This is a genomic window from Pseudomonas sp. C9D1 (assembly GCF_056491235.1).
In genome coordinates this window covers 1,823,512-1,848,504 of the sequence record NZ_JBSZIE010000002.1, presented here as the reverse complement: position 1 = coordinate 1,848,504, position 24,993 = coordinate 1,823,512, and the positions used below count along the sequence as shown (strand labels likewise).

Sequence of the window (24,993 nt, the reverse complement as noted above, 5' to 3'; positions counted from 1 at the left end):
GCTCCGCCATGGGTAACGTCCGCATCATCGGCCGCTTGGGGCCGTCATTCGCCAAACTCCCGCTTTACACCCTCGCCATCGATGAAAACGCCAAAGGGCCGGTGCGCTTGCGCCTGGAAGGCTGCGTCAGCCTGGACGAGCTCCTGGGCATCGACATTCCGCAAACCTTCACCGTGCGTCTGGAAGACGACAGCATGGATGGCATGGGCCTGGTCGCCGGTGACCTGCTGCTGGCGGATCGCTCCCGCGTAGCCGTCGACGGCAGCCTGGTGGTGGCGGTCATCGAGGGGGATTTCTACATACGCCGATTGCGCCACGAGGACGGGCGCCGCGTGCTGATGGCGGAGAACGCCCGTTACCCCGCGCTGAACCTCTCGCCCGAGCAGGATTGGATGATCCGCGGCGTGGTCACCCACAGCTTCCGTCGACCGGAGCGCTGGCAGCCATTGGCGTGAGGGGGGTGAGGCCGTACCTCAGTGATGGGGTACGGTCGCTTGCCGGGGTTTGCGCCCGCTGGTCGGGTGTTCGACCTGCTCACGTGGCGCTCGGGTGGTGGGGTGATGGTGGTGATGGGTGATTCTGAGCATGGCCCAGAGCATCGCAACGGCTACCAGCAGCCAACCCAGGATCAACAACACGATAAAGGCTTCAGGACTCATCGCTAACCGCCTCGGTGCCCGCAGATGGGCACACATCTGGAGTTTAGTCCGGCATCCGTGACGCTTCCCTGACAGGCCCCGCCTTCGGTCGGCTGGCCGGCTACTTTGGGCGAAATACGCCGGTGCTTGAAAACTTCGGCAGCAGAGGCGCAATAAAGTGCGGGTCGAACGACGTGCGGCGGGGTGCCTCGGTTGCAGAAGCGCTCCATGTTCTGCCGGGCTTTCTCATTGGGGGCGTTGCGCTGCTGGGCGGTCCAGAACTGGCACTTGGGGCTGGCCAGGCGTTCCGTCTCTTCGATACGGGCGTTGTCCCGCTGCTGGGCGGCACCCTGGTTCTGCTGGTAGCGCTCGAACATCTGCGCGTTGCTTTGTGGGGCGGGTGCAGGTGTGGGGGCAGGCCCCACCGGCGAACCCAAGGGGGCGGTAGCGCTCTGGCCCACTTGCTCCCAGGCGGCTCTCACCAGGTGGCGATAACCGAACCAGGCGGTGCCGGCAACGGCGAGGAAACCGAGCCAGATGCCCAGGGCGATGCAGAGCACCAGTTTCACCGGGTTGAGGCTGACGTGAAGCGTGCGGCTGCGAGTGGGCATGGGGACCTCCTGTGTGGCCAATGGACCGATCCGGGCGTGCCAGGTTCGATCTCAATGGGCTGCTATCACCTCATAGCATTGCCGAGTGCTGCCGATCACCAGGGTGATCTCCGCGCCGGCGCCCTTGCCCAGCAAGGCCTGCCCCAGCGGGGAGCGCGGGGTGATCACGGTGACTTCTCCGTCTTCGCCCTGCACTTTCAGCCCGGCAGCTTCCGGGCCGAGGAAGAGTAGCTGGCCGCTTCCGTTCTCGGCCTCCAGGTGCACCAGTGCGCTGAGCTGGATGCCGAGGGCCGGGTCGTGTTCACGCAGCACCAGGTTCTGGAACAGCCCGATCGCCTGCTTGATCTCGGCCGCGCGGCGGGCTTGCCCGGTAGCCAGGTAGGAGGCTTCCAGGCCCAGGGTGTCGTACTTGTTCTCGGCGACGTTCTCTTCATGGGTCGCTGCTTCATAAGCCGTCTGTGCGGCACGTTGCAGCAGCTCCAGATCGTGCGTGAGCGTGTCGATGATCAAGTGCTGGATACGGGCTTTGTCCATGGCGGAGATTCCTGCGGCGAAGGGTGCATTCTACGGCTGCCAATCGGTGAAGAGGAGGGGATTGTATTTTGTGTGTTTGCAGCATATTTGCTTTATATTGATTCAAACGCACGGAGGAATCCCATGAGCGCCCTCAGCCGCCCCACCCTCGATCCCGATGCCGTATTGGCCAAGGCCCTGCTCAATACCCGTGAGCAACTGGGGCTGACCCAGCAGCAACTGGCCGACATCGTCGGGGTGCACCGTACCGCCATCACCCGCTGGGCGGACAGCGGCGGCATCCGCCCACAGAGCAAGACCGGCGAGCTGGCGCTGCTGCTGATCCGCGCCTACCGCGCCCTGTTCGCCTTGTTCGGCGGCAACCTCGACGACATGCGCCATTTCCTGCGCACCGAGAACCGCCACCTGGGTGCCGTGCCCCTCGAACTGATGGCCCAGGTGCAGGGTCTGGTAAGGGTGGTGGAGTACCTGGACGCCATCCGCGGCAAGATCTGAACGTCCCCCCGATAACAACAACGAAGGAAGGCTGGACATGGATATCTGGACGACCTGCCAAGGCCCGGAACGGATCAGGCCCTTGCGTGGCCGCCTGGTGCGCCTGGTGGAGAGCCAGGAGCAGGTGGCCACCCTGCAACTGGTGGACAACCTCGCCGAGCAGGCGTTGCTGGAGGAACTCATCGAGACCAGCAAGCCGCCACTGCCCCGCAGCGCCGAACCGCTGCACTACCTGCTGAAGACCCCGTTCCGCTACCCGCCGCTGCGCTGGGGATCGCGCTTCGGCACCGTTCACGAGCCCAGCCTGTTCTATGCCGCATCACGCCTGGAAACCGCCATGGCCGAAGGCGCCTTCTACCGCTTCGTGCTGTGGAGCGGCATGGCGGTGCCGCCGCCCAGCGGGCGCATCCTGTCCGAGCATTCGTCCTTCGAGGCGCGCTTCCAGGTCGAGCGCGGTGTACAGCTGCAATTGCCGCCTTTCGATGCCCACGACGAAGCACTCGCCGACCCGGTGGACTACAGCACCAGCCAGGCGCTGGGTGCCGCCATGCGCGCTGCGGGGGTCGAGGCCTTCGAGTACCGCTCCGCGCGTTGTCCGTTGCAGGGCACTAATATCGCCCTGTTCACCCCTGAAGCCTTCACCGAGCGGCGGCCGCGCAATCTCACGCCCTGGCTCTGCGAAACCACGGCCGAATACGTCGCCTTCAAACATGCCCAGGCACCGGACACACCGCGTCTGTTCCGCATGACCCAGTTCCTCGTCGACGGTCGCCTGCCGCAGCCGGCATGAGCCCCCGCCCGATGAGCGAATCCTGGCCACAACGGCTGCTGTCCCTGGTCGGTTCCCCCGCCGGCATCGCCGCGAGCTACGTGGAGTCGCTGCTGCCTGCGGCGGCAGAGCGCGGCCTGGATGTCCGCGAGCTGCTGCGGGTTGTGGATATCCCGGCGGAGCAGCTGGCGTTGCCGGGCTATCGCTTGCCGCTGTTCAAGGCCTTCGCCTTGCTGTTGCAGGCCGAGCGCCTGGGGGGCGATCCGCTGATCGGCCTGCGCCTGGGCCTGGCCGTGCGTCCGCGTTCGTTCCAGGTGCTCGGTTATTCGGCCATGAGCTGCGCCACGCTGGGTGAGGCCATCCAGCGTCTGCAGCGTTTCGAGCAACTGGTCTGGGACATCGGCGAAACCCGGCTGGAGGAGGAGGGTGAACAGGTTGCTCTAACCTGGCGGCCACGCTTGTTGCCCTGGGTGCCCCGCCAGGCGGTGGAAATGGCCCTGGCCGGCTGGCTGGCCTTCGGTCGCTGGCTGAGTGGCGGGCGCGCGCAGCCCTTGCAGGTGGAGTTCCGCCATCGCCTCGACACGGCTGCCGACGTCTATGCCGAGGTGCTTGGCTGCCCGGTCCAGGGTGGTTGCACGCGCAATGCGGTGATTTTCCACAGGGCGCTGCTGCAGACGCCGTTGCGAGAGGCCGACGCCCACCTGCGCAGCCTGATGGACGCCCAGGGCGAATCCTGCCTGGCGGCCTATCGCCTCGACGCCAACCTGGCCAACGAGGTGCGTGCGGCGCTTTGCACCGGTCTGGCGCAGGGGCAGATCGGCCTCGACGATGTGGCCGGGCATCTGGGGCTCACTGCACGCATCCTGCGTCGCCGCCTGGGGGAAGCCGGCCTGGCCTTGCCCGGTCTGCTCGATGAAGTGCGCAAGGATCTGGCGCAGCTTTACCTGCAGCACACCGACTTCGCCCTGCTGGAAATCGCCTACCTGCTGGGCTTCGCCGAACAAAGCTCATTCTCCCGAGCCTTTCGTCGCTGGACGGGCTTGCCGCCGACGGCTTTTCGCCGGGGAAAAGGGGCCGAAGCGCCCTGAAACGGGGCGCTGCAGGGGTTGACAGGAATGAGTTGTGCACAATGGCGAGGCAGCTTGTCATTTCGCAGTCACATTCGCGCGTAACCGCTTGATTCTTCGTGGCGCTCTATTAAAGCAATGAAAAATAAAGGGTTTTCAGGTTGGTGAAAAAAACGTCAATTTGACGGGAGCGCCCGTTTCATCGGGTTTGAAGGGGATTTCTCGCTGTTTTCCCACAGAGTTATCCACAGCTTCTGTGGATTGTCCCGAGCGCTTGCTCTAGAACGCCGCTCCCAGGCTTGGCAAGACTTTACCTGCGGCGAAAAAGGAGTAGAGTGCGCGACCTTCCCGGCCGCCACACCCCTTTACATGAAGTCCAGAGCACTCGTCGAAACCGCCCAGCAGAATCAACGCTTGCCCCTGCGCATGGCCCTCTGGTTGCTCGACAACCCTCGCCTCGGCCAGGCCGCCAGCGTCAAGCGGCTTGCCGGCAAACTGCTCAAGCAACCGGCCCGTCAGGGCGTGGTGGCTGCTCAGAGCCGCCTCGGCCAGATGCTCTGCCGCGACTGTGGCAACACCCGTGATCGCCGTATCGGCTTCGACATGCTGCGCCAGGCCGCGCGTGCCGGTGATCGCCGCGCCCAGCTCGAATTGGGCCGCCTTTATGCACAGCCCCGCACCCAGGAATTGCAGCAGGCCCGCCACTGGCTGGAGCAGGCAGCCGCCCAGGGTTCCCACGAGGCCAAGCGCCTGCTGAGCCGTCTGCCCAGCGCCTGACCGCCGCCTGGGCGCTGGGTATACTGCCCGGCATCCTTCCGCGGAGCCCCCCATGCCCTTCGACCTGCCCAATCTGCTGATCGGCCTCGTGCTCGCCGCTGTTCCCCTGTTGGGCCTGGCCTGGCATCAGCAACGCCGCATTGCCGCCGGCGAACTCGAACGGCTGTTGCTCGACGAGCGCCTCGCCACCGCGCAGATGGCCCAGGACGGGCTCGGTGCCCAGCTCGACGACAGCCGCGTGGAAATCCGCGAACTCACCCAGAACAACGCCGCCCAACAGGCCGAACTGGCTGCGTTGCGCCGCGAGGCCGAGCTGCTCGGCGTCGAACGCAAGGCCGCTCGCGAAGCCCAGGCGGCCTGGAGCGAGGAGCGCGAGCGCAAGGAGGGCGAGCTGCGTCGCCTGGATAGCGAGCGTGCCGCCCTGGTCGCGGAGCTGCGCGAACAGCAGGATTCCCACGCCCAGCGCCTGGCCGATCTGCAGGCCGCTCGCGATGATTTGCGCGCCCAGTTCGCCGAGCTGGCCGGGAAGATCTTCGATGAGCGCGAGCAGCGTTTCGCCGAGACCAGCCAGCAGCGCCTGGGGCAGCTGCTCGACCCGTTGAAGGAGCGCATCCAGGCCTTCGAGAAGCGTGTCGAGGAGAGTTATCAACAGGAGGCGCGCGAACGCTTCTCCCTGGGCAAGGAGCTGGAGCGCCTGCAGCAGCTCAACCAGCGCCTGGGGGATGAGGCCACCAACCTCACCCGCGCGCTCAAGGGCCAGAAGACCCAGGGCAATTGGGGCGAGCTGGTGCTGGAACGGGTGCTGGAGCATGCCGGCCTGGAGAAGGGCCGCGAGTACCAGACCCAGGTCAGCCTGAGCAGCGCCGATGGCCAGCGCTTCCAGCCCGACGTGCTGATCCAGTTGCCGGGCGACAAGCAGGTGGTGGTGGACGCCAAGGTCAGCCTTACCGCCTACCAGGCGCTGATTGCCGCTGAAGACGAGGCCGTCCGTGCCCAGGCGTTGAAGCAGCACGTGCTGTCCTTGCGTAATCACCTCAAGGGTCTGTCGGTGAAGGATTACCAGCGCCTGGAGGGCCTGCACAGCCTGGACTTCGTGCTGCTCTTCGTGCCCATCGAGGCCGCGTTCGCTGCCGCCTTGCAGGCCGATCCGGGGTTGTTCCAGGAGGCTTACGACCAGCACATCGTCATCGTCAGCCCGACCACCCTGCTGGCCACCCTGCGGGTCATCGACAGCCTGTGGCGCCAGGAGCGGCAGAGCCAGAACGCCCGGGAGATCGCCGAGCGCGCCGGGGCCCTTTACGACAAGTTCGTCGCCTTCGTGCAGGACCTGGACGAGATGGGCAGCCGCCTGCAGCAGCTGGACAAGGCCTACGCCGCTGCCCGCAACAAGCTGGTGGACGGGCGCGGCAACCTCGTCAGCCGGGTCGAGAACATCAAGCTGCTAGGGGCCCGCGCCAGCAAGAGCCTACCCACCGACCTGCTCGAGCGCGCGGCAGGGCTGCCGCTGCTGGATGAGCTGGAGGAGTGATGCCTTCGTTCTGGGCCCAGCTGGTGGGCCTCATTCCTCGGTGCCGGCCGGCGGGTCAGGCGCCCGCTTCCGCCGCGGCACGCTGCGCTGCCGGCGAGCGCTCCAGGTAACTCAGCGCCACTGACAGATCGCCTTCGGTACGCGGGTGGAAACCCGGCTCGTAATAGCGCAGCACCGCGCGGCCTATGCTGGCGGGCGTGGGCAGCGTGTCGCGGGCGCCCAGGCGACGCCAGTGGCGGAGGAAGCCGGCACGCTTGCGCGTAGCCGGGTCCTGGCGCATCAGGCTGGCGGAGCCGACGCTGAACAGGGTGATCAGTGCGATGCACGCCACCACCATGTAGAACCCCCGCGCCAGCAGGCTGCCGCCCAAGTGCACATGCAGGTCATGGGCGACGCAGCGGTGCTCCACTTCCTCGGCACCGTGCCAGCGCAGCAGGTCGAGCATCGCCGGGTCGGCCTGGTCGAGGCTGCGGGTGGTGATGATCCAGTTGCCCAGTACGCAGGTGAAATGTTCCACGGCGGCGATCAGGCCGACGCGCTGGCGCAGCCACCAGGGTTGCAGCCAGCGGCTCAGGCGGTGTTCGCCCAGCGGGTGGTCGCAGAGCACCTTGTCGAACAGGCGGTAGATGCCGGCGGTGACCGGCGCTGGGTCCAGCCCGTGGCGTTCCAGGTAGGGTTTCAAGGCGCTGTCGTGGGCGCGGGCGTGTTGCGCCTCCTGACGCACGAAGCCGCGCACGTCCTCGGCCAGCAACGGGTCGGTCACCTGGGGCAGGGCCTTGTTGTAGACCCGGCAGAACCAGAACTCCCCGGCCGGCAGGATCAGGTGCAGGCTGTTCATGATGTGCGAAGCCTCGGGTTCGCCCGGTACCCAGTGCAGCGGCGTGTCGGCGAAGTCGAAGCGCACCTTGCGCTGTTCGAGGCGGTGGTGCTCGGTGCTCATGAGGCTCTCCTGGCCGGTTCCTCGCGGTCGACGAATTCACGCAGCCAACCGGCCAGCCGCTGCGGCTCGGCCAGCAGTTGCCAGTGGCCGGCGCGCACTTCGCGGCGCCACAGGGTCGGCGCCCAGCGGGTCAGCTCATCGAACAGCTGCGGACGCACGAAGCAGTCGCGGGTGGGGATGACCAGGTGCACGGGCAGGTCGGTGTGACGTTCACGGGGGCGGAACAGGCTGCTGATGAAATTGGCGCGGTAGAGCCTCACCCCACGCTGGCCGTCGGTGAGCTGGGTGCTGCTGACGTGTGGCTTGGCGATGCCTTCGACGCGGCGCAGCAGGCCTGGCCAGGCGCGGGCAAGTCCCAGTTTCCAGGTGAGCTCCGGCAGCAGCGGGGTGTGGAAGAAGGCGATGTACCAGGAGCTGAGCAGTTGCCCGAGCATCTGCAGGTAGGCGCCGACGCGCTTTTCCCGCAGGCGGCTGCGCATCCAGTGGCCGACGTGGTCGAGGCAGGGGCCGGAGATGCTGGTGTAGGAGGCCAGCAGGGGTTGGATGCGCGGCTCGGTCACCGCTTCCCAGCTCTGGATCGAGCCCCAGTCGTGGGCCACCAGGTGCACGCGGCGATCCGGGCTGAGGGCACGCAGCACCGCTTCCAGGTCATTGGCCAGGCGCGGCAGGCGGTAGTCGCGGATGCGCGGCGGCACCTCCGATGCGCCGGCGCCACGCACGTCGTAGGCGATGATGCGGTAGTCCGCCGCCAGCTCGCGCACCAGCGGCAGCCACACCTCGTGGCTGTCCGGGTAGCCGTGCACCAGCAGCAGGGTCGGCCCCTTGGCATTGCCCCACTGGTAGGTGGCCAGGCGCACGCCGTCGCCTTGCACCGTCACGCGCTGGGGTTCGAGGGTGAGGGGCGCGTTCATCGGCTCGCCTCCCGGTGCGGGCAAAGGGGGGCGGGGTGCGTGGCGGGCATGACGGATCTCCTGCGGGCCTGAATCGTTACATCATTCGATGTCATCGATTGTCGGCCAGGGATGCGGTGCTGGCCAGATGCTGGGGCACTTTCGCCGGTGCGCCTGTTACCGCGTTACCGCTGCCCGCAAAGTACCGTGGCAGGGGGCTTGCGTGGCGTTATCCGGGTTTTGGCGGGCCCTCTGTGCCGGCAGGTCCAGCCATAGGTTGGGCCTCTGGCGGCGCTGTTGTTGGCCGTTGTGGCACGGAGATATGATCCGCCCATGAAGAATTCCCCCAGTTTCCTGCAGCGCTTGCTCGCCCAGGCGCCGCACATCCCCGAGCCCGTTCCCGGTGAGGAATACACGGTCGACGAGCTGGCCCGCGAGGCCGGTACCACCGTGCGCAACCTGCGTGCCTACCAGGATCGCGGGCTCTTGCCACCGCCCGAACGCCGGGGTCGTGTGGGTATCTACAGCGGCGAGCACCTGGCGCGCCTGCGCCTGATCGGCCAGTTGCTGGAGCGTGGCTACAGCATTGCCAGCATCCGCGAGCTGTTCGAGGCCTGGGACCAGGGCCGCGACCTGGCCCATGTGCTCGGCCTGGAGCAGGCCATAGTCGGCGACTGGACCCAGCTGGAGCCCACCCCCCTGGGCTTCGATGAGGTGCAGGCACTGTTCGGCGACGAACTCACCGACGAGGCCATGGACATCGCCCAGGAACTGGGGCTGATCGAGTTCGCCGGGGACCACCTGCTCGTGCTCAACCCGCGCATCTTCAATGCCGGGGTGCAGTTGCACCGTTCAGGGATTCCGCTGCTGGTGCTGCTGGAGCAGTTCGCCACGATCCGCCAGCAGGTGGAGCCGGTGGCGGAGGGCATCGTGCGGATGATCGTCGATCACCTGGTCAACCCGCTGCTCAGCACCAGCCTGCCCCATGTCGCCGAACTGGAAGGCCTCAACCGTCAGTTGCTGGCGCTGCGCCCGCTGGTGGAGCAGGTGGTGGACAGCGAGCTGGCGCGCGGGCTGCAGCTCTCGGCCAACCAGGAGCTGGGTGGCCGTGTCGGCGAGCTGCTCAGGGGCTTTCTCAAGGGCTGAAGCCCGCGCCTTCAGTGCACGGGGGCGAGGAGGGTGGACTGCCCGCGAAAGGCTTCCACCCGGTTGCGCCCTGCGTGCTTGGCCGCGTAGAGGGCCACGTCGGCGTTACCCACCAGGGCCTCCTCGCTGATCGCCGTGCCCTGCTCGGTGGAGGCCGCGCCAATGCTCACGGTGAGGTGGCCGCGCTCGGCACCGGCATGGGGCTGGTCCAGGTCCTCCACGGCCGCGCGGATGCGTTCGGCGATGGCGCGGGCGGTTTCCAGGTCGGCCCCGGGCATGACCACGGTGAACTCCTCGCCGCCGAAGCGCGCGACGAAATCGCAGTGCTCGCGGATGCTCGCGCGCATCGCCTCGGCCACCTGGCGGATGCAGATGTCGCCGGCGAGGTGGCCGTAGCTGTCGTTGTAGAGCTTGAAGTGATCGATATCCAGCATCAGCACGCCCAGGTGCTCGTGATTGCGCGCGCAGCGGTGCCATTCACGCTTCAGGGTTTCGTCGAGGTGGCGCTTGTTGGCGATGCGGGTGAGGTCGTCGGTGCGGCTGAGGATGGCCAGTTCCTGGTTGGCCAGGGCGTACTTGTGCGCCAGCACCTGGTGTTCCCAGGCCAGCTTCAGGGCTTCGTTGAAGCGGATCTGCAGGCGCCGGCCCATCTCGGCGATGAAGGGGCAGACCACCCAGGCGGAGACGGCGAGGAACATCGCCTGGGGCTCCGGGTCACGGCCGTAGGCGATGCCGAGGAAGAAGAACATGGGCACGTGGAAGGCCAGGTGTGCCGGCCAGTAGGAGACGTTGCTCATGGCGACCATCACCGAGGCCAGGGCGATGCAGCCGAAGATCACGTCCTCGTAGGGCGTGCCATAGCCCATCAGCCAGATGGCGCCGACACCCCAGGCCACGCCCACGGCGCCGCACTGGCACATGGTCATGCGCGCCCAGGTCAGCGGCGGGAAGCGTTGCGGATCACGACGCCAGGCGCGCACCAGGGACAGGCGCACCACCATCAGCACCACCAGGATGGCCAGCCAGATGCACAGCCCGCGCAGTGGCGCGCTGGCGTGGTAGACCCCGAACACCATGGAGCCGGAGAAGACGTTGCCGACTGCCGTCGAAGGGCTGGTGGAGAAGAGCGTGGCGACCCGTTCGGCGAGGTAGTCCTCGGCCGGGCGCTCGGGAAGGTGGTCGGCACCGGGCCCGACCCACTGGAAAGATTCATTGCGAAGACTCCTGTCTCTACGGCGTGGCGGCAGGTGCGCCAGGCACTCCTTATACCGGGCCGCGCCGTCGAGGTGAACAGCGGCCTCTCGACGGCTGCGCGGATGGCAGAAGTCTAGACGCTGGACGGTGACGGATACGCCATCGACAGGGGCGGGGAGCCAGGCCGGGGAATCCGGCCCGTGAGACCTGCCGGGTTGCTCCCGAGCTGCGACGAAGAATTACCGGGTGCGCAGCGCGAGCCGCTCAGCGCAACACCAGGTGTCGGCTGAGCAGGGCACGCAGGGCGGCGGGCTTGACCGGCTTGGCCAGGTAGTCGAGGCCGGCGGCGTGGACTTCGGCGATCAGTTCGGCGCGGGCGTCGGCACTGATCACCACGCCCGGTACCGGTGCGCCGAGGCGGGTGCGCAGCCAGGCCATCAGCTCGGTGCCGGTCTCGCCTTCATCCAGGTGGTAGTCCACCAGTGCCAGTTGCGGGCGCACGTCCTCGGCCAGCAGGTGTTCGCACTCCAGGCGGTTGCGCGCCGTCCACACCTGGCAGCCCCAGCGCGAGAGCAGGCGGTGCATGCCGGTGAGGATGCTGTCTTCGTTGTCAATGCACAGCACCTGGGTGCCATCCAGGGCGTGGCCGTTGGCTTCCTTCTGCGGCACGACGGGGGCCGGTGCCGGGGTGCGCGCCAGGGGCACGCTGACGCTGAAGACGCTGCCCTTGCCCGGCCACGAGCGGACTTCCAGGTGGTGGCCGAGCACGCGGCAGAGCCCGTCGGCGATGGCCAGGCCCAAGCCCAGGCCTTTCTCGGCGCGGGTCTGGTGGCTGTCCAGGCGCTTGAACTCTTCGAATATCACCTTGCGCTTATCTTCGGGGATGCCCGGGCCGCGGTCCCAGACCTCCAGGCGCAGCAGGCCACCTTCGCGGCGCACGCCCAGCAGCACATGGCCCTTGGCATAGCGGAAGGCGTTGGTGAGGAAGTTCTGCAACACCCGGCGCAGCAGCTTCATGTCGCTCTCGATGCGCAGCTTGCTGCCGCTGACGCGGAAGTCCACGCCCTGCTCCTGGGCCAGGGCCTTGAACTCGGCGCCGAGGGCGTCGTACAGCGCGGCCAGGGGGAAGGCAGCGCGGTCGGGGGTGATACGCCCGCTTTCCAGGCGCGAGATGTCCAGCAGGTCGGTGATCAGGTCTTCCGCCGAGCGCAGCGAACTGTCGAGGTGGCCCACCAGCTCGCGGGACTCCGGCGGCAGCGCGTCCTGCTGGTGGGCGAGGGCGGCGGAGAACAGCCGCGCGGCGTTAAGCGGCTGCATCAGGTCGTGGCTGACGGCGGCGAGGAAACGGGTCTTCGATTGGTTGGCCGCTTCGGCAGTGCCCTTGGCCTCGATCAGCGCCTGGTTGAGCTGGGACAGTTCGAGGGTGCGTTCGGTGACCCGTTGCTCCAGCCCCTCGTTGGCGTCCTTGAGGGCCTTTTCCCCTTCGCGGAACGCGGTGATGTCGGTGAAGCTCATGACGAAGCCACCGCCCGGCATCGGGTTGCCGATCAGCTCGATGACCCGGCCATTGGGGAACAGGCGCTCGGAGGTATGGGCGTTGCCCTGGCGCATCCAGAACAGCCGGCGCGAGACGTGGGCCTCGGCGTCGCCCGGCCCGCACAGGCCGCGCTCGGCGTTGTAGCGGATGATGTCGGCGATGGGCCGGCCGACGCTGATCAGCCCGTCGGGGTAGTCGAAGAGTTCCAGGTAGCGGCGGTTCCAGGCCACCAGGCGCAGGGACTGGTCGACCACGCTGATGCCCTGGGTGATGTTCTCGATGGCCCCTTGCAGCAGGGCGCGGTTGAACTGCAGCACCTCGGAGGCTTCGTCGACGATGCGCACGACGTCCTCCACCTGCATCTCGCGGCCCTCGATGGCGGCCTTCACCACCGCGCGGGCGGACGAGGCGCCGAGCACGCCGGCGAGCAGGCGCTCGGTGTGGGTGATCCAGTCCTGGTTGGCGTTCTGCACCGGGTTGAAGCTGGTGCCCTGGCGGTAGGCGAAGCGCACGAAGCTCTGCCGCGCACGTTCCTCGCCGACGAAGCGCGCCGCCAGCATCAGCAGGTCTTCCACCTGTACCGCCAGCAGCGAGCGGTTGCTCGGCCGCGCCGAAACGATCTGGCCGATGAAGCGGCTGGCCTGCCAGTGCTCGGACACCCGGGTGCGGGAGAACACCGAGACCCAGGCGAACAGCAGCCAGTTGCCGGCCAGGGACAGCACCACGCCCTGGGTTTGCGGGTCGATGGGCAGGTTCAGCGGGTTGGCCATCAGCCCGGCGAGACCGGGGAAGGCCTCCAGCGGCCAGCCGAGCCCCGGGCCACCTGTGGCAGCACCAGGGTGTAGGCCCAGAGCAGGGCGCCGGTGGCCAGCCCGGCGAACACGCCGCGACGGTTGGCCTGCTTCCAGTAGAGGGCGCCGGCCATGGCCGGGCCGAGCTGGGCGATGGCGGCGAAGGCGATCTGGCCGATGGTGGCCAGGCTCGCGGTGGAGCCCAGCAGGCGGTAGCTGACGTAGCCGAGGAGGATGATCACCACGATGCTGACCCGGCGCACCGAGAGCATCCAGTGACGGAACACCTCGAAGGGGCGCTCGGCGCTCTGCCGGCGCAGCAGCCAGGGCAGCAGCATGTCGTTGGAGACCATGGTCGAGAGCGCCACGGCTTCGACGATGACCATGCCGGTGGCGGCCGAGGCGCCGCCGATGAAGGCCAGCAGGGCGAGGGACGGATGGGCCTCGGCCAGGGGCAGGCTGATGACGAAGGAGTCGGGCATCACGCCGGCGGGCAGCAGCATCTTGCCGGCCAGGGCGATGGGCACCACGAACAGCGCCGCCAGCCCCAGGGTGAGAGCGGGAACACCCAGCGCGCGGTGCGCAGGTCGACGGGGCTCGATGTTTTCCACCACCGCGACATGGAACTGCCGGGGCAGGCAGACGAACGCCACCATCGCCACGCCGGTCTGCACGATCAGGGTCGGCCAGATCCACCGGCTGCAGCCAGAAGCTCTCCAGGTGGGTGGCCTGCATGGCGCGCAGGGTCAGGTCGTCGAAGCCATCGAACAGGCTGAAGCTGACGAAGATGCCGACGGCGAGGAAGGCCAGCAGCTTGATCAGCGACTCGAACGAAATGGCCAGCACCATGCCGCGGTGATGCTCGGTGGCGTCGAGATTGCGGGTGCCGAAAAGGATGGTGAACAGCGCCAGCACCAGGGACACGATCAGCGCGGTGTCCTGGGCGCGGGTGCCGGTGGATTCGGCGCCGGAGCCGATCAGCAGGTTGACGCCCAGGACGATGCCCTTGAGCTGCAGGGCGATGTAGGGCAGCACGCTGACCAGGCAGATCAGCGCCACCACCACCGCCAGGGCCTGGGATTTGCCATAGCGGGCGGCGATGAAGTCGGCGATGGAGGTGATGTTCTCCTGCTTGCTGATCAGCACCATCTTCTGCAGCACCCAGGGGGCGAAGACCATCAGCAGGATGGGGCCGAGGTAGATCGGCAAAAAGGCCCAGAGCTGACCGGCGGCCTGGCCCACGGCGCCGGAAGAAGGTCCAGCTGGTGCAGTACACCGCCAGCGACAGGCTGTAGACCAGGGCACGGCCCTTCGGCGGCATGGGCGCGCGACGGCGGTCGCCATAGAAGGCGATGGCGAACAGCACGGCCATATAGAGAAGGGCGACCGCGGCGATCAGCCCGCTGGACAACGACATGCAGACTCCGAAGTGAAAGCGGCGGACGGATGCGCCCACCTGTGTCTCGATGCGGCAGTTTCGCACCAAAGCCGGTTGTCCGTCAGGCAGCTGCGACCAAGGTCGCAGGCGGGGTTGAGCGCTGCTGGCGGGGCTGCTAGCGTGGCAACCTTGTCGGCGGACTTCCAATCGTCCAGGCCGGCGCCCTGCAGGGCACTTCCGGGTGCCCGGACGCTCTGATCAGCAGGGGTCTTTCGCCTGAGGAGGCGCAGATGTTCAATCCGCAACCGGTCATCCTGCAGCGTGGCGCCTTGCGCCTGGAACCGCTGACTGAGGCCGACATCACCGAGCTCTCGGCCCTCGCTGAAGCCAACCGCGACGAACTGGTCTACATGAGCGGCCCGCTGCGCCCGGACTGGTACCGCCAGGGCCTGGCCCAGCAGCGCGAAGGCCTGGCCGTGGTGTTCGCCATCCGCCTGGGCGACCGCCTGGTGGGCACCAGCCGTTTCGCGGATTTCATGCCTGCCCTGCCGGCGGTGGAGATCGGCTGGACCTGGCTGGCCCGCAGCGAGCATGCCAGTGGCCTCAATGCTTCGATCAAATACCTGATGCTGCGCCACGCCTTCGAGGAGTGGCAGGTGGTGCGTGTGCAACTGAAGACCGCGGGCAGCAACCTGCGCTCGCAGAAGGCCATCGAGAAGCTCGGTGCACAGCGCGAAGGGGTGCTGCGCAACAACCGCCGCCTGGCCGATGGGCGCCTCGACGACAGCGTGCTCTACAGCATCACCGACCGTGAATGGCCGGCGGTGAAGCAGGCCCTGGAAGCTTCCTTCGGCAACTGAACATGAGTGGCATCGGCGGCGAACAGACGCATTTCTGGCAGGCCAGCGAGCTCGGCGGTGTCGAGTTGCTGCATGCGCGCTACATCGAGCAGCGCTTCGCGCCCCATGTGCACGAGGGCTATGTCTTCACCGTGATCGAGTCCGGCGCCCAGCGTTTCCGTCATCGTGGCAGCGACCACCTGGCGGAGCAGGGCAGCATGGTGCTGATCAACCCCGACGAGCTCCACACCGGCTCCAAGGCCCACGAGGAAGGCTGGCGCTATCGCGGTTTCTACCCCGACCTGCAACGGGTGACCGAGGTGCTGGAGGAGCTGGATATCTCCACGGGCGGCCTGCCCGCCTTCGCTGACAGCGTGCTGCATGACTCCGAGGTGACCAATCGCTTCCTCGCCCTGCACCGTTTGCTGGAGCAGGGCGCCACGGCGCTGGAGCAGCAGATGGCCTGGCGCGAAGCGGTGCTGCTGCTGTTTCAACGCTACGCACGCATCGGCACGCCCCGTGCCGTCGGGCATGAGCCCCAGGCGGTGACCCTTGCCCGCGAGCTGTTGGCTTCGCGCCTGGCCGAACCGCCGTCCCTGGAGGAACTGGCCGCAGCGGTGGGGCTCTCGCCCTTCCACTTCGCCCGGGTGTTCCGCCGGGCCACCGGGTTGCCGCCACATTCCTGGCTCAAGCAGCGTCGCCTGGAGCAGGCGCGGGCATTGCTGCGCGAGGGCTGCGCGCCGCTGTCGGTGGCCATGCAACTGGGCTTCGCCGACCAGAGCCATTTGAGCCGGCAGTTCAAGCAGGCCTATGGCGTGGCGCCGGGTGAATACCGCAGCGCCTGCGCAAGATCGTTCAAGACTCACTGAAACGCCTCTTCTAAGCTGCGCGGACAAGGAGAACCCATGTCCCGCTCAACCGAATTCCTCCGCGCCTGGCGCGATATGGTGCCGATGCTCATCGGCGCCGTGCCTTTCGGCATCATCTTCGGCACCCTCGCCGCCGGCGCCGGACTCAGTGCCTGGCAGACCCTCGGCATGTCGTTGCTGGTGTTCGCCGGCTCCGCCCAGTTCATCGCCATCACCCTGCTCGGTGGTGGCGCGGGCATCGCGGTGGTGCTGCTCACCACCCTGGTGGTGAACCTGCGCCACGCCCTGTACAGCGCCAGCCTGCAGCCCTTCGTCAGCCACCTGCCCAAGCGCTGGCGCATGCCCCTGGCCTTCTGGCTCACCGACGAGGCCTTCGCCGTGGTGCAGCACCGTTACGCGGAGACGGACGCCTCGCCGCACAAGCACTGGTATTTCCTCGGCGCGGCGCTGGCCATGTACCTCAACTGGCAGCTGTGCACCCTGGTCGGCGTGGTGTTCGGCCAGGCCGTGCCCAATCTCGCCGCCTGGGGGCTGGACTTCGCCATGCTGGCGACCTTTATCGGCATCGTCGTGCCCATGCTGCGCAACCGTCCGCAGGTGGCGGCGGCGCTGGTGGCCGGTGCGGTGGCGCTGCTGTGCCACGGGTTGCCCTACAAGCTGGGGCTGATGGCGGCGGCCCTGAGCGGCATCGTCGTCGGCATCGTGCTGGAGCGCCGCTATCGGCTCGGCCAACTGGAGGAGGTGCTCTGATGGAAACCTGGCTGCTGATCCTCGGCATGACCGCGATCACCTTCTCCATCCGCTACAGCCTGTTCGCCTGGCCCGACCTGCGCTTCCCGCCCGTGGTGCGCCAGGGCCTGCACTACGTGCCCACGGCGGTGCTCACCGCCATCGTGGTGCCGGGCATGGTGATGCCCGATGGCGTCCACGCCGCGCTGGCACTGGATAATGCCTACCTGCTGGGAGGGCTGGGCTGCATCCTCATCGCCGCGGTCACCCGCCACCTGCTGGCGACCATCCTCGGCGGCCTGCTGCTGTTCTTCGCCCTGCGCTGGGGGCTGGGGCAGTTGCCCATCTGAGGGAAGAGGGCGCCGTGAAAGGCGCCCTTTTTATGTGGGGATTCGGCATTTTTCGTCTCAAGGTGTGGCCTGGAGCTGGCCAGTTGCTGTCAAATCAGCGACGTGCTTCGTGCACCGGCTTTACCCCAGCCATTACCCAGGTACCAAGGAAGATGAGCCAACATTCGCAATTCGCCCTGCTGGGCAAGCGACGTTTCCTGCCGTTCTTCGTGACCCAGCTGCTCGGCGCCTTCAACGACAACATCTTCAAGCAGTCGCTGATCCTCGCCATCCTCTACAAGCTGGCGATCTCTGGTGACAAGACGGTCTACGTCAACCTGTGCGCCCTGCTGTTCATCCTGCCGTTCTTCCTCTTCTCCGCCTTGGGCGGGCAGTTCGGCGAGAAGTTTGCCAAGGACTCGCTGATCCGCGCGATCAAGGCGGCCGAGGTGGGGATCATGGCGGTGGGCGCCCTGGGCTTCTACCTCGACAACCTCTGGCTGCTGCTGGCCGCGCTGTTCGCCATGGGCACCCATTCGGCACTGTTCGGCCCGGTGAAGTACTCGATCCTGCCCCAGGCATTGCGTGAGAACGAGCTGGTGGGCGGCAACGCCCTGGTGGAGATGGGCACCTTCCTGGCCATCCTCGCCGGCACCATCGGCGCCGGGATCATGATGTCCGCCGAGCGCTACGAGCCCATAGTCGCCGCCGCCATCCTGATCACCGCTTCCCTCGGCTACCTGGCCAGCCGCGGCATCCCCCGCGCTGCGGCGGCGATGCCGGAGCTGAAGCTCGACTGGAACATCTTCAGCCAGTCCTGGCGCATCCTGCAGCTGGGCCTCGGCCAGCGTCCATCGGTGTCGCGCTCGCTGGTGGGCAACTCCTGGTTCTGGTTCCTCGGTGCGGTGTACCTGACGCAGATTCCCGCCTACTCGAAGGACCTGCTGTTCGGTGACGAGAGCGTGGTGACCCTGATCCTCACCGTGTTCTCGGTGGGCATCGCTATGGGTTCGATGCTCTGCGAGCGCCTCTCCGGCGGCAAGGTGGAAGTGGGCCTGGTGCCCTTCGGCTCCATCGGCCTGACCGTCTTCGGCATCCTGCTCTGGTGGCACTCGGGCGGCTTCCCCCAAGGCACTGCGCCCCATGACTGGCTGGCAGTGATCAGCGTGCCCCAGGCCTGGCTGATCCTCGCCGACATCTTCGGCATCGGCCTGTTCGGCGGCTTCTACATCGTGCCCCTTTATGCGCTGATCCAGTCGCGCACCGCGGAGAACGAGCGGGCTCGGGTGATCGCTGCCAACAACATCCTCAACGCGCTGTTCATGGTGGTTTCGGCCATCGCCTCGATCCTGTTCCTCAGCGTCGCCGGGCTGTCGATTCCGCAGCTGTTCCTAGTGGTGTCGCTGATGAACATCGCGGTGAACAGCTACATCTTCAAGATCGTCCCCGAATTCAGCATGCGCTTCCTCATCTGGCTGCTGGGCCACTCGATGTACCGCGTCGAGCACAAGGGCCTGGAGGCGATCCCGGACGAGGGCGCCGCGCTGCTGGTGTGCAACCACGTGTCCTTCGTCGATGCCCTGCTGATCGGCGGTGCGGTACGGCGGCCGGTGCGTTTCGTCATGTACTACAAGATCTACAACCTGCCGGTGCTCAACTTCATCTTCCGCACGGCGGGCACGGTGCCCATCGCCGGGCGCAACGAGGACCTGCTGGTCTACGACCGCGCCTTCAAGAAGATCTCCGAGTACCTGCGCGCAGGGGAGGTGGTGTGCATCTTCCCGGAAGGCAAGCTGACCACCGATGGCGAGATGAACGAGTTCAAGAACGGTGTCGAGCGCATCCTCGAGGAGAACCCGGTCCAGGTGATTCCGATGGCGCTGCAGGGGCTGTGGGGCAGCTTCTTCAGCCGTGACCCGGGCAAGGGCCTGTTCAAGCGCTTCTGGTCGCGGATCAACCTGGTGGCTGGCCAGCCGCTGGCGCCGGAAGGTGTCGACCGCCTGAGCCTTCAGGCTTCGGTGGCGGCCTTGCGCGGTGACCAGCGCTAGGTGCTGCAGGCATGAAAAAGCCCGCCATATCGGCGGGCTTTTTTGTGGGCGGCGGCTTCGTCAGGGCACTCAGGTGCTCAGCTTCAGCCCGATCAGCCCGCAGAGGATCAGCGCCACGCTGGCCAGGCGCATCAGCGCCACGGATTCGCCGAAGAGGATGACGCCGGCGATCACCGTGCCGATGGCGCCGATGCCGGTCCAGATCGCATAGGCGGTACCCAGCGGCAGGTGCTTCATGGCCAGGCCCAGCAGGCCGAGGCTGATGGCCATGGCCAATACGGTGAGCGCGGTGGGGATGGGGCGGGTGAAGCCCTCGGTGTATTTCAGGCCGACGGCCCAACCGACTTCGAACAGGCCGGCGAAGAACAGGATGATCCAGGACATGGTGACCTCCAAAGGTACGACTGATTGGATCGGGGCCGTCCCCGGAATGGTCACTCGGCGAGTGGCAGGGCCGTCCCTGCACTGCGCAGTATTTTGCACATCCTGGCCGCCCGGACAAGTTGCATGGGACGGGCGGCCTGACAGATGTCAGACGGCAGGCTTGTCGGACTCATCCTTCATGCGCCGGAACAGCGCAGCGAGCAGGGAGCCCGAGAGGTTGTGCCAGACACTGAACAGGGCGCTTGGCACGGCCGCCAGGGGTGAGAAGTGGGCACTGGCCAGGGCGGCGCCGAGGCCGGAGTTCTGCATGCCGACTTCGATGGCGAGTGTCTTGCGCTGGGCCAGTGGCAGGCCGAAGACCTTGCCGGCGAGGTAACCCAGGGCCAGGCCGAGGCCGTTGTGCAGCACCACCACGGCCATGATCAGCAGGCCGGATTCGGCGATCTTCGCCTGGCTCGCGGCAACCACCGCCGCGACGATGACGACGATGCTCACCACCGAAACCAGGGGCAGGACCTCGACCAGGTGACGCACTCGCAAGCCGAGCAGGCGCTGGGCGATCAAACCGAGGGCGATGGGCAGCAGCACGACCTGAAGGATCGACATGAACAGTGCGCCGAACTGCACCGGCAGCCAGGCGGAGGCCAATAACCAGATCAGCGCCGGAGTCACCAGGGGAGCGAGCACGGTGGTGACGGCGGTGATGGCCACGGAGAGCGCCAGGTCGCCACGGGCGAACCAGGTCATCACGTTGGACGCGGTACCCCCGGGGCAGCAGCCCACCAGGATCACACCGACGGCCACTTCCGGCGGAAGGCGCAGTACCTGGCACAGCAGCCAGGCGAGCCCGGGCATGATCAGGAACTGGGCGAGCACGCCGATCAGCACGCGCAAGGGGCGGCGTGCGACTTCGCGGAAGTCTTCGGTCTTCAGGGTCAGGCCCATGCCGAACATGATCACGCCGAGCAGCGGCACTATCCATTTCACCAGCGGCAGGAACCAGGCGGGTTGGTAGAACGCCAGCACGGCGAACAACAGGATCCAGAGGGCGAAGGTGTTGCCGACGAAGCGGCTCAGGGCGGCCAGTGCGCGCATGCTCGTTCCTTAGGGAGGGGCGCCCGGCATCTGCCGGGCGCGGGTGCGTCAGATACCTTGCGGGATCTCTTCGCCGCCGAGGGCGTCGATCAACTGGGGCAGGAACTCCACCAGGGTCAGCATCATCAGGGTGAAGCTGGCGTCGAGCTGGCTCAGGGCGTCTTCGCCGCCGTCCTGCTCGGCCTTGTCCTGCAGCAGGTCTTCGAAGCGCAGGCGCTTGACCACCAGCTTGTCGTCGAGGATGAAGGACAGCTTGTCCTGCCACGCCAGGGACAGCTGGGTGACCAGCTTGCCGGAGGACAGGTGCAGCTGGATTTCGTCGCTGGTCAGGTCCTGGCGCTTGCAGCGCACCACGCCGCCGTCTTCGTCGGTGTCGCGCAGTTCGCACTCATCGAGCACGTAGAAGTCCTTGGCGGCTTCCTGGGTCTTGACCCACTCGGTGAGGGTGGCGGTGGGGGCGATCTTCACCGAGACCGGGCGCACGGGCAGGGAGCCGATGGCCTCGCGCAGGGTGGAGAGCAGGTCTTCGGCGCGCTTCGGGCTGGAAGCATCGACCAGGATCAGGCCCTGGGCCGGAGCGATGGCGGCGAAGGTGGCGGACTTGCGGATGAAGGCGCGGGGCAGGAAGGTCTGGACGATCTCGTCCTTGAGCTGGTCGCGCTCCTTCTTGTAGACCTTGCGCATCTGTTCGGCTTCGATCTCGTCGACCTTCTCCTTCAGGGCGTCACGCACCACGCTGCCGGGGAGGATGCGTTCTTCCTTGCGCGCGGCCACCAGCAGGAAGCCTTCGCTGGAGTGGACCAGGGGCGCGTCGGGGCCTTTGCCGAAGGGGGCGATGAAGCCGTAGGTGGTCAGTTCCTGGCTGGCGCAGGAGCGGGCCGGCTTGGTGGCCAGGGCGGCTTCCAGGGCCTCGACGTCGAAGGGCACATCCTGGGTGAGGCGGTAGACGAGCAGGTTACGGAACCACATGGGGGAATTCTCTCCGGACACAAAGCGCGCATTATTCTCCCCCGGAGCACTCAGGCCAACCCTGAGCTAAGCCTTTGGAACGGCTAGCAAAATTTTTTTAAAAAGGGGCTTGCCAGGGTCGGGATACCACTCTAGAATGCGCCCCACTTCGAGAGTGAAGGGTGATTAGCTCAGCCGGGAGAGCATCTGCCTTACAAGCAGAGGGTCGGCGGTTCGATCCCGTCATCACCCACCAATCTTGCAGTAACGCGCAGCGGTAGTTCAGTCGGTTAGAATACCGGCCTGTCACGCCGGGGGTCGCGGGTTCGAGTCCCGTCCGCTGCGCCATATATAGAAAGCCCTCAGGTAGCGATACCTGGGGGCTTTTTCTTTGCCTGCGAAAAAGCCCCCTGACGTCCTGCCCCGCCTCTGCGAAAAAATGCTGGCAATTCATGCGTTTCTCGCCGCCCAGCGCTGAACTATTTGCCTGTTCTCCGATCCTATATGCCCATAGCCACTGGTCGCAGGGGCCTGCTAAGCTCGCGACTTCATAGAACATGCCATCACGGCGGACAGACAAGGAATCAGCATGAAACAACATCGGTTGGCAGCGGCTGTGGCTCTGGTGGGCCTGGTGCTCGCGGGCTGCGATTCGCAGACCAGCGTCGAGCTCAAGACTCCGGCACAGAAGGCCTCCTATGGCATCGGCCTGAACATGGGCAAGAGCCTGGCCCAGGAAGGCATGGACGATCTGGATTCCAAAGCTGTCGCCCAGGGCATCGAAGATGCCATCGGCAAGAAGGAACAGCGCCTGAAGGACGACGAGCTGGTTGAGGCCTTTGCCTTCCTGCAGAAGCGTGCCGAAGAGCGCATGACCAAGCTCAACGAGGAATCCGCCAAGGCGGGCAAGAAGTTCCTCGAAGAGAACGGCAAGCGTGAAGGCGTGACCACCACCGCCTCCGGCCTGCAGTATGAAATCGTCCAGGCTGCCAAAGGCGCTCAGCCCAAGGCCACCGACGTGGTGACCGTTCACTACGAAGGCAAGCTGACCGATGGCACCGTCTTCGACAGCTCCATCCAGCGTGGCAGCCCGATCGACCTGCCGGTCAACGGCGTGATCCCGGGTTGGGTCGAAGGCCTGCAACTGATGCACGTTGGCGAGAAGGTCAAACTGTACATCCCGAGCGAGCTGGCCTACGGCGAGCAGAGCCCGAGCCCGGCGATCCCGGCGAACTCCGTACTGGTGTTCGACCTGGAGCTGATCGGCATCAAGGACCCGGCTGCCGCTCCCCAGCAGTAAGCCGTTGTCTTTCGAGGCGCCCCGCATTGCGGGGCGTTTTCGTTTCTGCGGCCGGGGCCACTCTTTCGGATAGCCGCGCTGCGTTTCGGTAACCGGTTTTGCCGATGCGGTCACGGAGCGAACCTGGTGCTGACTGCCGGGTCTGAACGAAGGTGTTCCGGCATCCTGGTGTTACGGTTATGCACATGACCGAGTAACCACGGGACTTGTCACTGCGGTTTGCTGTCGCAGGCGCTGGTCGATTTTCAACCAGTTGATTTTGTTGGTGTTTTTAGCTTGGCCAAAAAATCGCCGATCTGTAGCGAAGCCGCGTGGCGCGGGCTTTTGCAGGTTGTCGGGATAAACTGCTAACAAGGTTATCCACAGCTTCTGTGGGTAACCGCCCATAGGCCCGTTCCCATGCGGTTTGCCGAGGAGCGACCATGAAACTACCCCCGAATCTCGAGCGTTACCTGCCCATTGCACGGCGTTTCCTGGCGCGCGGAAGATTGCCTGCGCTGTTGCTGGCGGTGACCCGCAAGAGCGCGAAACAGAGCGGCCGCCTGGGTGCGGTGAAGGACGACCTGCAGGTGTTACTGGCCCTTTGCGTGGCGCGCCTGCGTGGCCAGTACCGTGACATCAGCCCCAAGGCGTTGCTCTCCATCGTTGCCGGGCTGGTGTACTTCCTCACCCCGGTGGATGCCATCCCAGATTGGGTGCTCGGTGTCGGCCTGATCGATGACCTCGGCGTGCTCGCCTGGGTGCTCAAGACCTGGAGCGCCGAGATCGACGCCTTCCGCCATTGGCGCGAGGCGCAGACGCCGGAAGTGAGCGCTTCCCTGGAGCGCATACCGGCTCGTGAAGAGGTGATCGACGAGGTGCTCTGAGACCGGCGAAGTGCAGGCGCACACGGGTTCACAGCTTGTTCACTGATGGCCCCCGGAGGCTGATTCGCCCTGTTAATATGGCGATCTGCAAGGAAAGTGCTGAAGCTGTCGGCACTGCTGTCCACGGGAGTTTCAATGAACGTGCAAGTGATCATGCGTGACGGTGAAGCAGAGTACGCAGTGTTGCCCTGGGCTGATTACCAGGCACTGCTACAGGCTGCCGGACAAGCCACCCAGGCGCCCAGCAGCGCCGCCGCCACCCCTGCTTTCTCGCAGCTCCAGGCATTGCGCGAGGCGCAGGGGCAGAGCCAGGAACAATTGGCCCGCGCCGTTGGCATCAGCCCGGTTTACCTGGCCCTGATCGAGAGCGGCGAGCGCGAGCCGGATACGGCCATCAAGCGCTCGCTGGCCCATATTCTGGGTGTCGCCGGTTGGGAGTCCGAATCTTGAGCGTGCGCATCAGCCGCCAGCACTGGCAGGCCTTGCTCGGTGAACTCGAAGATGCGCGCCGCCAGCGCCACCTGCTGACCTATCGCGCGTTGGTGGAGCGGCTGCAACTCCCCACCCCCGCGATGCAGACCCTTACCGCTGCGCTGGAGCACCTGGCTGCACTGGATGCCCGGGCCGAACGCCCGCTGCGCAGCTCGCTGGTGATCAGCCAGGGCGCCAGCCGCCTGCCGCGCACCGGCTTCTTCGAATGCGTGATACGCCTGGGGCGTTTCCCGGCCCGCCGGATGGCATCGCCGCGGCGTCCTGGCATGCCGCAGAAGTGGTCCGGGTATTCGAGTTCACTTACCCCGAGGAAGTCTGATGTTGCTGTGGAAGCTGCGGGCCCATGTCGGTTACCGGGTCGCCCGCTGGTTGCTGCGCTGGCCTTCGCTGGTCCGCCAGCCGCGTGCCTGGAACTGGATGCAGGGCCAGTACGCGCGCATGGCGAACCTCGGCGATGTGGCCGCGCAGAGCTTCTACGGTCATCTCCTGCTGCACCGTGGCCAGGGCTTCGGTGCTCGGGAGGAGGGCATCCGCATGCTGCGCCTGGCGGCCCGCGCCGGTGACGGTAAATCCGCCTACCAGCTCGGTGTGGTGGCCTTGGCGGGTGATACCCGTAACCCGCCGGACGCCGGTGAAGCCGCGTCCTGGTGGGTGATTGCCGAGGCCGCCGGGCACCCGTTGGCGGCCAAGCGCCTGGCCGACCTGTACCGTGATGGCGGGCCGGGCCTGGCACCCGACCCCGCCGCTGCCGAGCGTATGGCTGCCAGCGCCGTGCAACGGGGCTTCTGACCCACCGCCG

Annotated in this window: 24 protein-coding genes, 2 tRNA genes and 2 pseudogenes; 19 read left to right on the top strand and 9 right to left on the bottom strand. The window is 66.5% G+C overall.

Annotation, left to right across the window (positions count from 1 at the left end; translation table 11 throughout):
• Positions 1–8 precede the first annotated feature (8 nt).
• The gene (locus ACXI0U_RS16710; protein WP_265169509.1) at positions 9–455 is read left to right on the top strand and encodes a LexA family protein; all 447 of its coding nucleotides are present in this window, start codon (positions 9–11) and stop codon (positions 453–455) included.
• A 206-nt stretch (positions 456–661) separates the two neighbouring features.
• Here ACXI0U_RS16710 and ACXI0U_RS16705 read toward each other — a convergent pair whose 3' ends face one another.
• Together ACXI0U_RS16705 and ACXI0U_RS16700 are read right to left on the bottom strand one after the other, a co-directional pair.
• Complete coding sequence (locus tag ACXI0U_RS16705) at positions 662–1,249, bottom strand: hypothetical protein (protein WP_479550591.1); 588 nt, start codon at positions 1,247–1,249, stop codon at positions 662–664.
• A gap of 51 nt (positions 1,250–1,300) precedes the next feature.
• Positions 1,301–1,783: a GreA/GreB family elongation factor gene (locus tag ACXI0U_RS16700; RefSeq protein WP_479550590.1), complete on the bottom strand. Its 483-nt coding sequence runs from the start codon at positions 1,781–1,783 to the stop codon at positions 1,301–1,303.
• Positions 1,784–1,906: 123 nt separating this feature from the next.
• On the opposite strand from ACXI0U_RS16700, the gene ACXI0U_RS16695 reads away from it, so the two are divergent.
• The 5 genes from ACXI0U_RS16695 (at position 1,907) to ACXI0U_RS16675 (ending at position 6,419) form a co-directional block, all read left to right on the top strand.
• Entirely contained in the window at positions 1,907–2,278 is a 372-nt protein-coding gene (locus ACXI0U_RS16695; protein WP_021221398.1) for an antitoxin Xre/MbcA/ParS toxin-binding domain-containing protein, read from the top strand.
• Positions 2,279–2,315: 37 nt separating this feature from the next.
• Complete coding sequence (locus ACXI0U_RS16690) at positions 2,316–3,068, top strand: RES family NAD+ phosphorylase (protein ID WP_431482510.1); 753 nt, start codon at positions 2,316–2,318, stop codon at positions 3,066–3,068.
• An 11-nt stretch (positions 3,069–3,079) separates the two neighbouring features.
• Positions 3,080–4,135, top strand: a complete 1,056-nt coding sequence (locus ACXI0U_RS16685) for an AraC family transcriptional regulator (protein ID WP_431482509.1) — start codon at positions 3,080–3,082, stop codon at positions 4,133–4,135.
• 348 nt (positions 4,136–4,483) lie between these two features.
• On the top strand, positions 4,484–4,891 hold the full coding sequence (locus ACXI0U_RS16680; RefSeq protein ID WP_021221395.1) for a tetratricopeptide repeat protein: 408 nt from the start codon (positions 4,484–4,486) through the stop codon (positions 4,889–4,891).
• Between the two features lie 166 nt (positions 4,892–5,057).
• Positions 5,058–6,419: a DNA recombination protein RmuC gene (locus ACXI0U_RS16675; protein WP_431483516.1), complete on the top strand. Its 1,362-nt coding sequence runs from the start codon at positions 5,058–5,060 to the stop codon at positions 6,417–6,419.
• A gap of 55 nt (positions 6,420–6,474) precedes the next feature.
• Here the strand turns inward: ACXI0U_RS16675 and ACXI0U_RS16670 are convergent, their stop codons facing one another.
• Together ACXI0U_RS16670 and ACXI0U_RS16665 are read right to left on the bottom strand one after the other, a co-directional pair.
• The gene (locus ACXI0U_RS16670; RefSeq protein ID WP_479550589.1) at positions 6,475–7,359 is read right to left on the bottom strand and encodes a metal-dependent hydrolase; all 885 of its coding nucleotides are present in this window, start codon (positions 7,357–7,359) and stop codon (positions 6,475–6,477) included.
• A complete protein-coding gene (locus ACXI0U_RS16665; protein ID WP_479550588.1) occupies positions 7,356–8,270 on the bottom strand; it encodes an alpha/beta fold hydrolase in 915 nt (304 codons plus the stop codon). Before ACXI0U_RS16665 ends, ACXI0U_RS16670 begins: the two co-directional genes overlap by 4 nt.
• A 312-nt stretch (positions 8,271–8,582) precedes the next feature.
• On the opposite strand from ACXI0U_RS16665, the gene ACXI0U_RS16660 reads away from it, so the two are divergent.
• The gene (locus ACXI0U_RS16660; protein ID WP_431482507.1) at positions 8,583–9,395 is read left to right on the top strand and encodes a MerR family transcriptional regulator; all 813 of its coding nucleotides are present in this window, start codon (positions 8,583–8,585) and stop codon (positions 9,393–9,395) included.
• Positions 9,396–9,406: 11 nt separating this feature from the next.
• Here ACXI0U_RS16660 and ACXI0U_RS16655 read toward each other — a convergent pair whose 3' ends face one another.
• Both ACXI0U_RS16655 and ACXI0U_RS16650 read right to left on the bottom strand, forming a co-directional pair.
• A complete protein-coding gene (locus ACXI0U_RS16655; RefSeq protein WP_479550587.1) occupies positions 9,407–10,471 on the bottom strand; it encodes a GGDEF domain-containing protein in 1,065 nt (354 codons plus the stop codon).
• 382 nt (positions 10,472–10,853) lie between these two features.
• Positions 10,854–14,334, bottom strand: a pseudogene (locus tag ACXI0U_RS16650) (hybrid sensor histidine kinase/response regulator).
• A gap of 251 nt (positions 14,335–14,585) precedes the next feature.
• On the opposite strand from ACXI0U_RS16650, the gene ACXI0U_RS16645 reads away from it, so the two are divergent.
• From ACXI0U_RS16645 to ACXI0U_RS16625, 5 genes are all read left to right on the top strand, one after another.
• Positions 14,586–15,155, top strand: a complete 570-nt coding sequence (locus tag ACXI0U_RS16645) for a GNAT family N-acetyltransferase (RefSeq protein WP_021221388.1) — start codon at positions 14,586–14,588, stop codon at positions 15,153–15,155.
• Between the two features lie 2 nt (positions 15,156–15,157).
• Positions 15,158–16,003, top strand: a complete 846-nt coding sequence (locus ACXI0U_RS16640; protein ID WP_479550586.1) for an AraC family transcriptional regulator — start codon at positions 15,158–15,160, stop codon at positions 16,001–16,003.
• 36 nt (positions 16,004–16,039) lie between these two features.
• Positions 16,040–16,753: an AzlC family ABC transporter permease gene (locus ACXI0U_RS16635; RefSeq protein WP_043243090.1), complete on the top strand. Its 714-nt coding sequence runs from the start codon at positions 16,040–16,042 to the stop codon at positions 16,751–16,753.
• Complete coding sequence (locus ACXI0U_RS16630; protein WP_021221385.1) at positions 16,753–17,082, top strand: AzlD domain-containing protein; 330 nt, start codon at positions 16,753–16,755, stop codon at positions 17,080–17,082. The genes ACXI0U_RS16635 and ACXI0U_RS16630 overlap by 1 nt, the downstream gene beginning before the upstream one ends.
• A gap of 152 nt (positions 17,083–17,234) precedes the next feature.
• Complete coding sequence (locus tag ACXI0U_RS16625) at positions 17,235–19,109, top strand: MFS transporter (RefSeq protein ID WP_021221384.1); 1,875 nt, start codon at positions 17,235–17,237, stop codon at positions 19,107–19,109.
• A 69-nt stretch (positions 19,110–19,178) separates the two neighbouring features.
• On the opposite strand, the gene sugE is transcribed toward ACXI0U_RS16625, so the two are convergent.
• The 3 genes from sugE to rdgC form a co-directional block, all read right to left on the bottom strand.
• A complete protein-coding gene (sugE, locus tag ACXI0U_RS16620) occupies positions 19,179–19,493 on the bottom strand; it encodes a quaternary ammonium compound efflux SMR transporter SugE (RefSeq protein ID WP_021221383.1) in 315 nt (104 codons plus the stop codon).
• A gap of 147 nt (positions 19,494–19,640) precedes the next feature.
• Positions 19,641–20,588 carry a bile acid:sodium symporter family protein gene (locus tag ACXI0U_RS16615; RefSeq protein ID WP_431482504.1) on the bottom strand — a complete coding sequence of 316 codons (948 nt, stop codon included), beginning with the start codon at positions 20,586–20,588 and terminating at the stop codon, positions 19,641–19,643.
• Positions 20,589–20,636: 48 nt separating this feature from the next.
• Positions 20,637–21,557, bottom strand: a complete 921-nt coding sequence (rdgC, locus tag ACXI0U_RS16610; RefSeq protein WP_021221381.1) for a recombination-associated protein RdgC — start codon at positions 21,555–21,557, stop codon at positions 20,637–20,639.
• 159 nt (positions 21,558–21,716) lie between these two features.
• Here rdgC and ACXI0U_RS16605 point away from each other — a divergent pair.
• The 7 genes and pseudogenes from ACXI0U_RS16605 (at position 21,717) to ACXI0U_RS16575 (ending at position 24,983) form a co-directional block, all read left to right on the top strand.
• Positions 21,717–21,792: transfer RNA gene (locus tag ACXI0U_RS16605), tRNA-Val, on the top strand.
• 15 nt (positions 21,793–21,807) lie between these two features.
• A tRNA-Asp gene (locus tag ACXI0U_RS16600) sits at positions 21,808–21,884 on the top strand.
• A 241-nt stretch (positions 21,885–22,125) separates the two neighbouring features.
• The gene (locus ACXI0U_RS16595; protein WP_031288412.1) at positions 22,126–22,836 is read left to right on the top strand and encodes a BamJ family beta-barrel-assembly machinery protein; all 711 of its coding nucleotides are present in this window, start codon (positions 22,126–22,128) and stop codon (positions 22,834–22,836) included.
• A 422-nt stretch (positions 22,837–23,258) separates the two neighbouring features.
• Entirely contained in the window at positions 23,259–23,702 is a 444-nt protein-coding gene (locus tag ACXI0U_RS16590) for a YkvA family protein (protein ID WP_431482503.1), read from the top strand.
• A gap of 135 nt (positions 23,703–23,837) precedes the next feature.
• Positions 23,838–24,152 (top strand): helix-turn-helix domain-containing protein, encoded by a 315-nt coding sequence (locus ACXI0U_RS16585; protein ID WP_021221315.1) that lies wholly within the window; start codon positions 23,838–23,840, stop codon positions 24,150–24,152.
• A pseudogene (locus ACXI0U_RS16580) lies at positions 24,149–24,513 on the top strand (hypothetical protein). The gene ACXI0U_RS16585 and the pseudogene ACXI0U_RS16580 overlap by 4 nt, the downstream one beginning before the upstream one ends.
• Complete coding sequence (locus tag ACXI0U_RS16575) at positions 24,513–24,983, top strand: SEL1-like repeat protein (protein ID WP_021221313.1); 471 nt, start codon at positions 24,513–24,515, stop codon at positions 24,981–24,983. The pseudogene ACXI0U_RS16580 and the gene ACXI0U_RS16575 overlap by 1 nt, the downstream one beginning before the upstream one ends.
• The last annotated feature ends 10 nt before the right edge of the window (positions 24,984–24,993 follow it).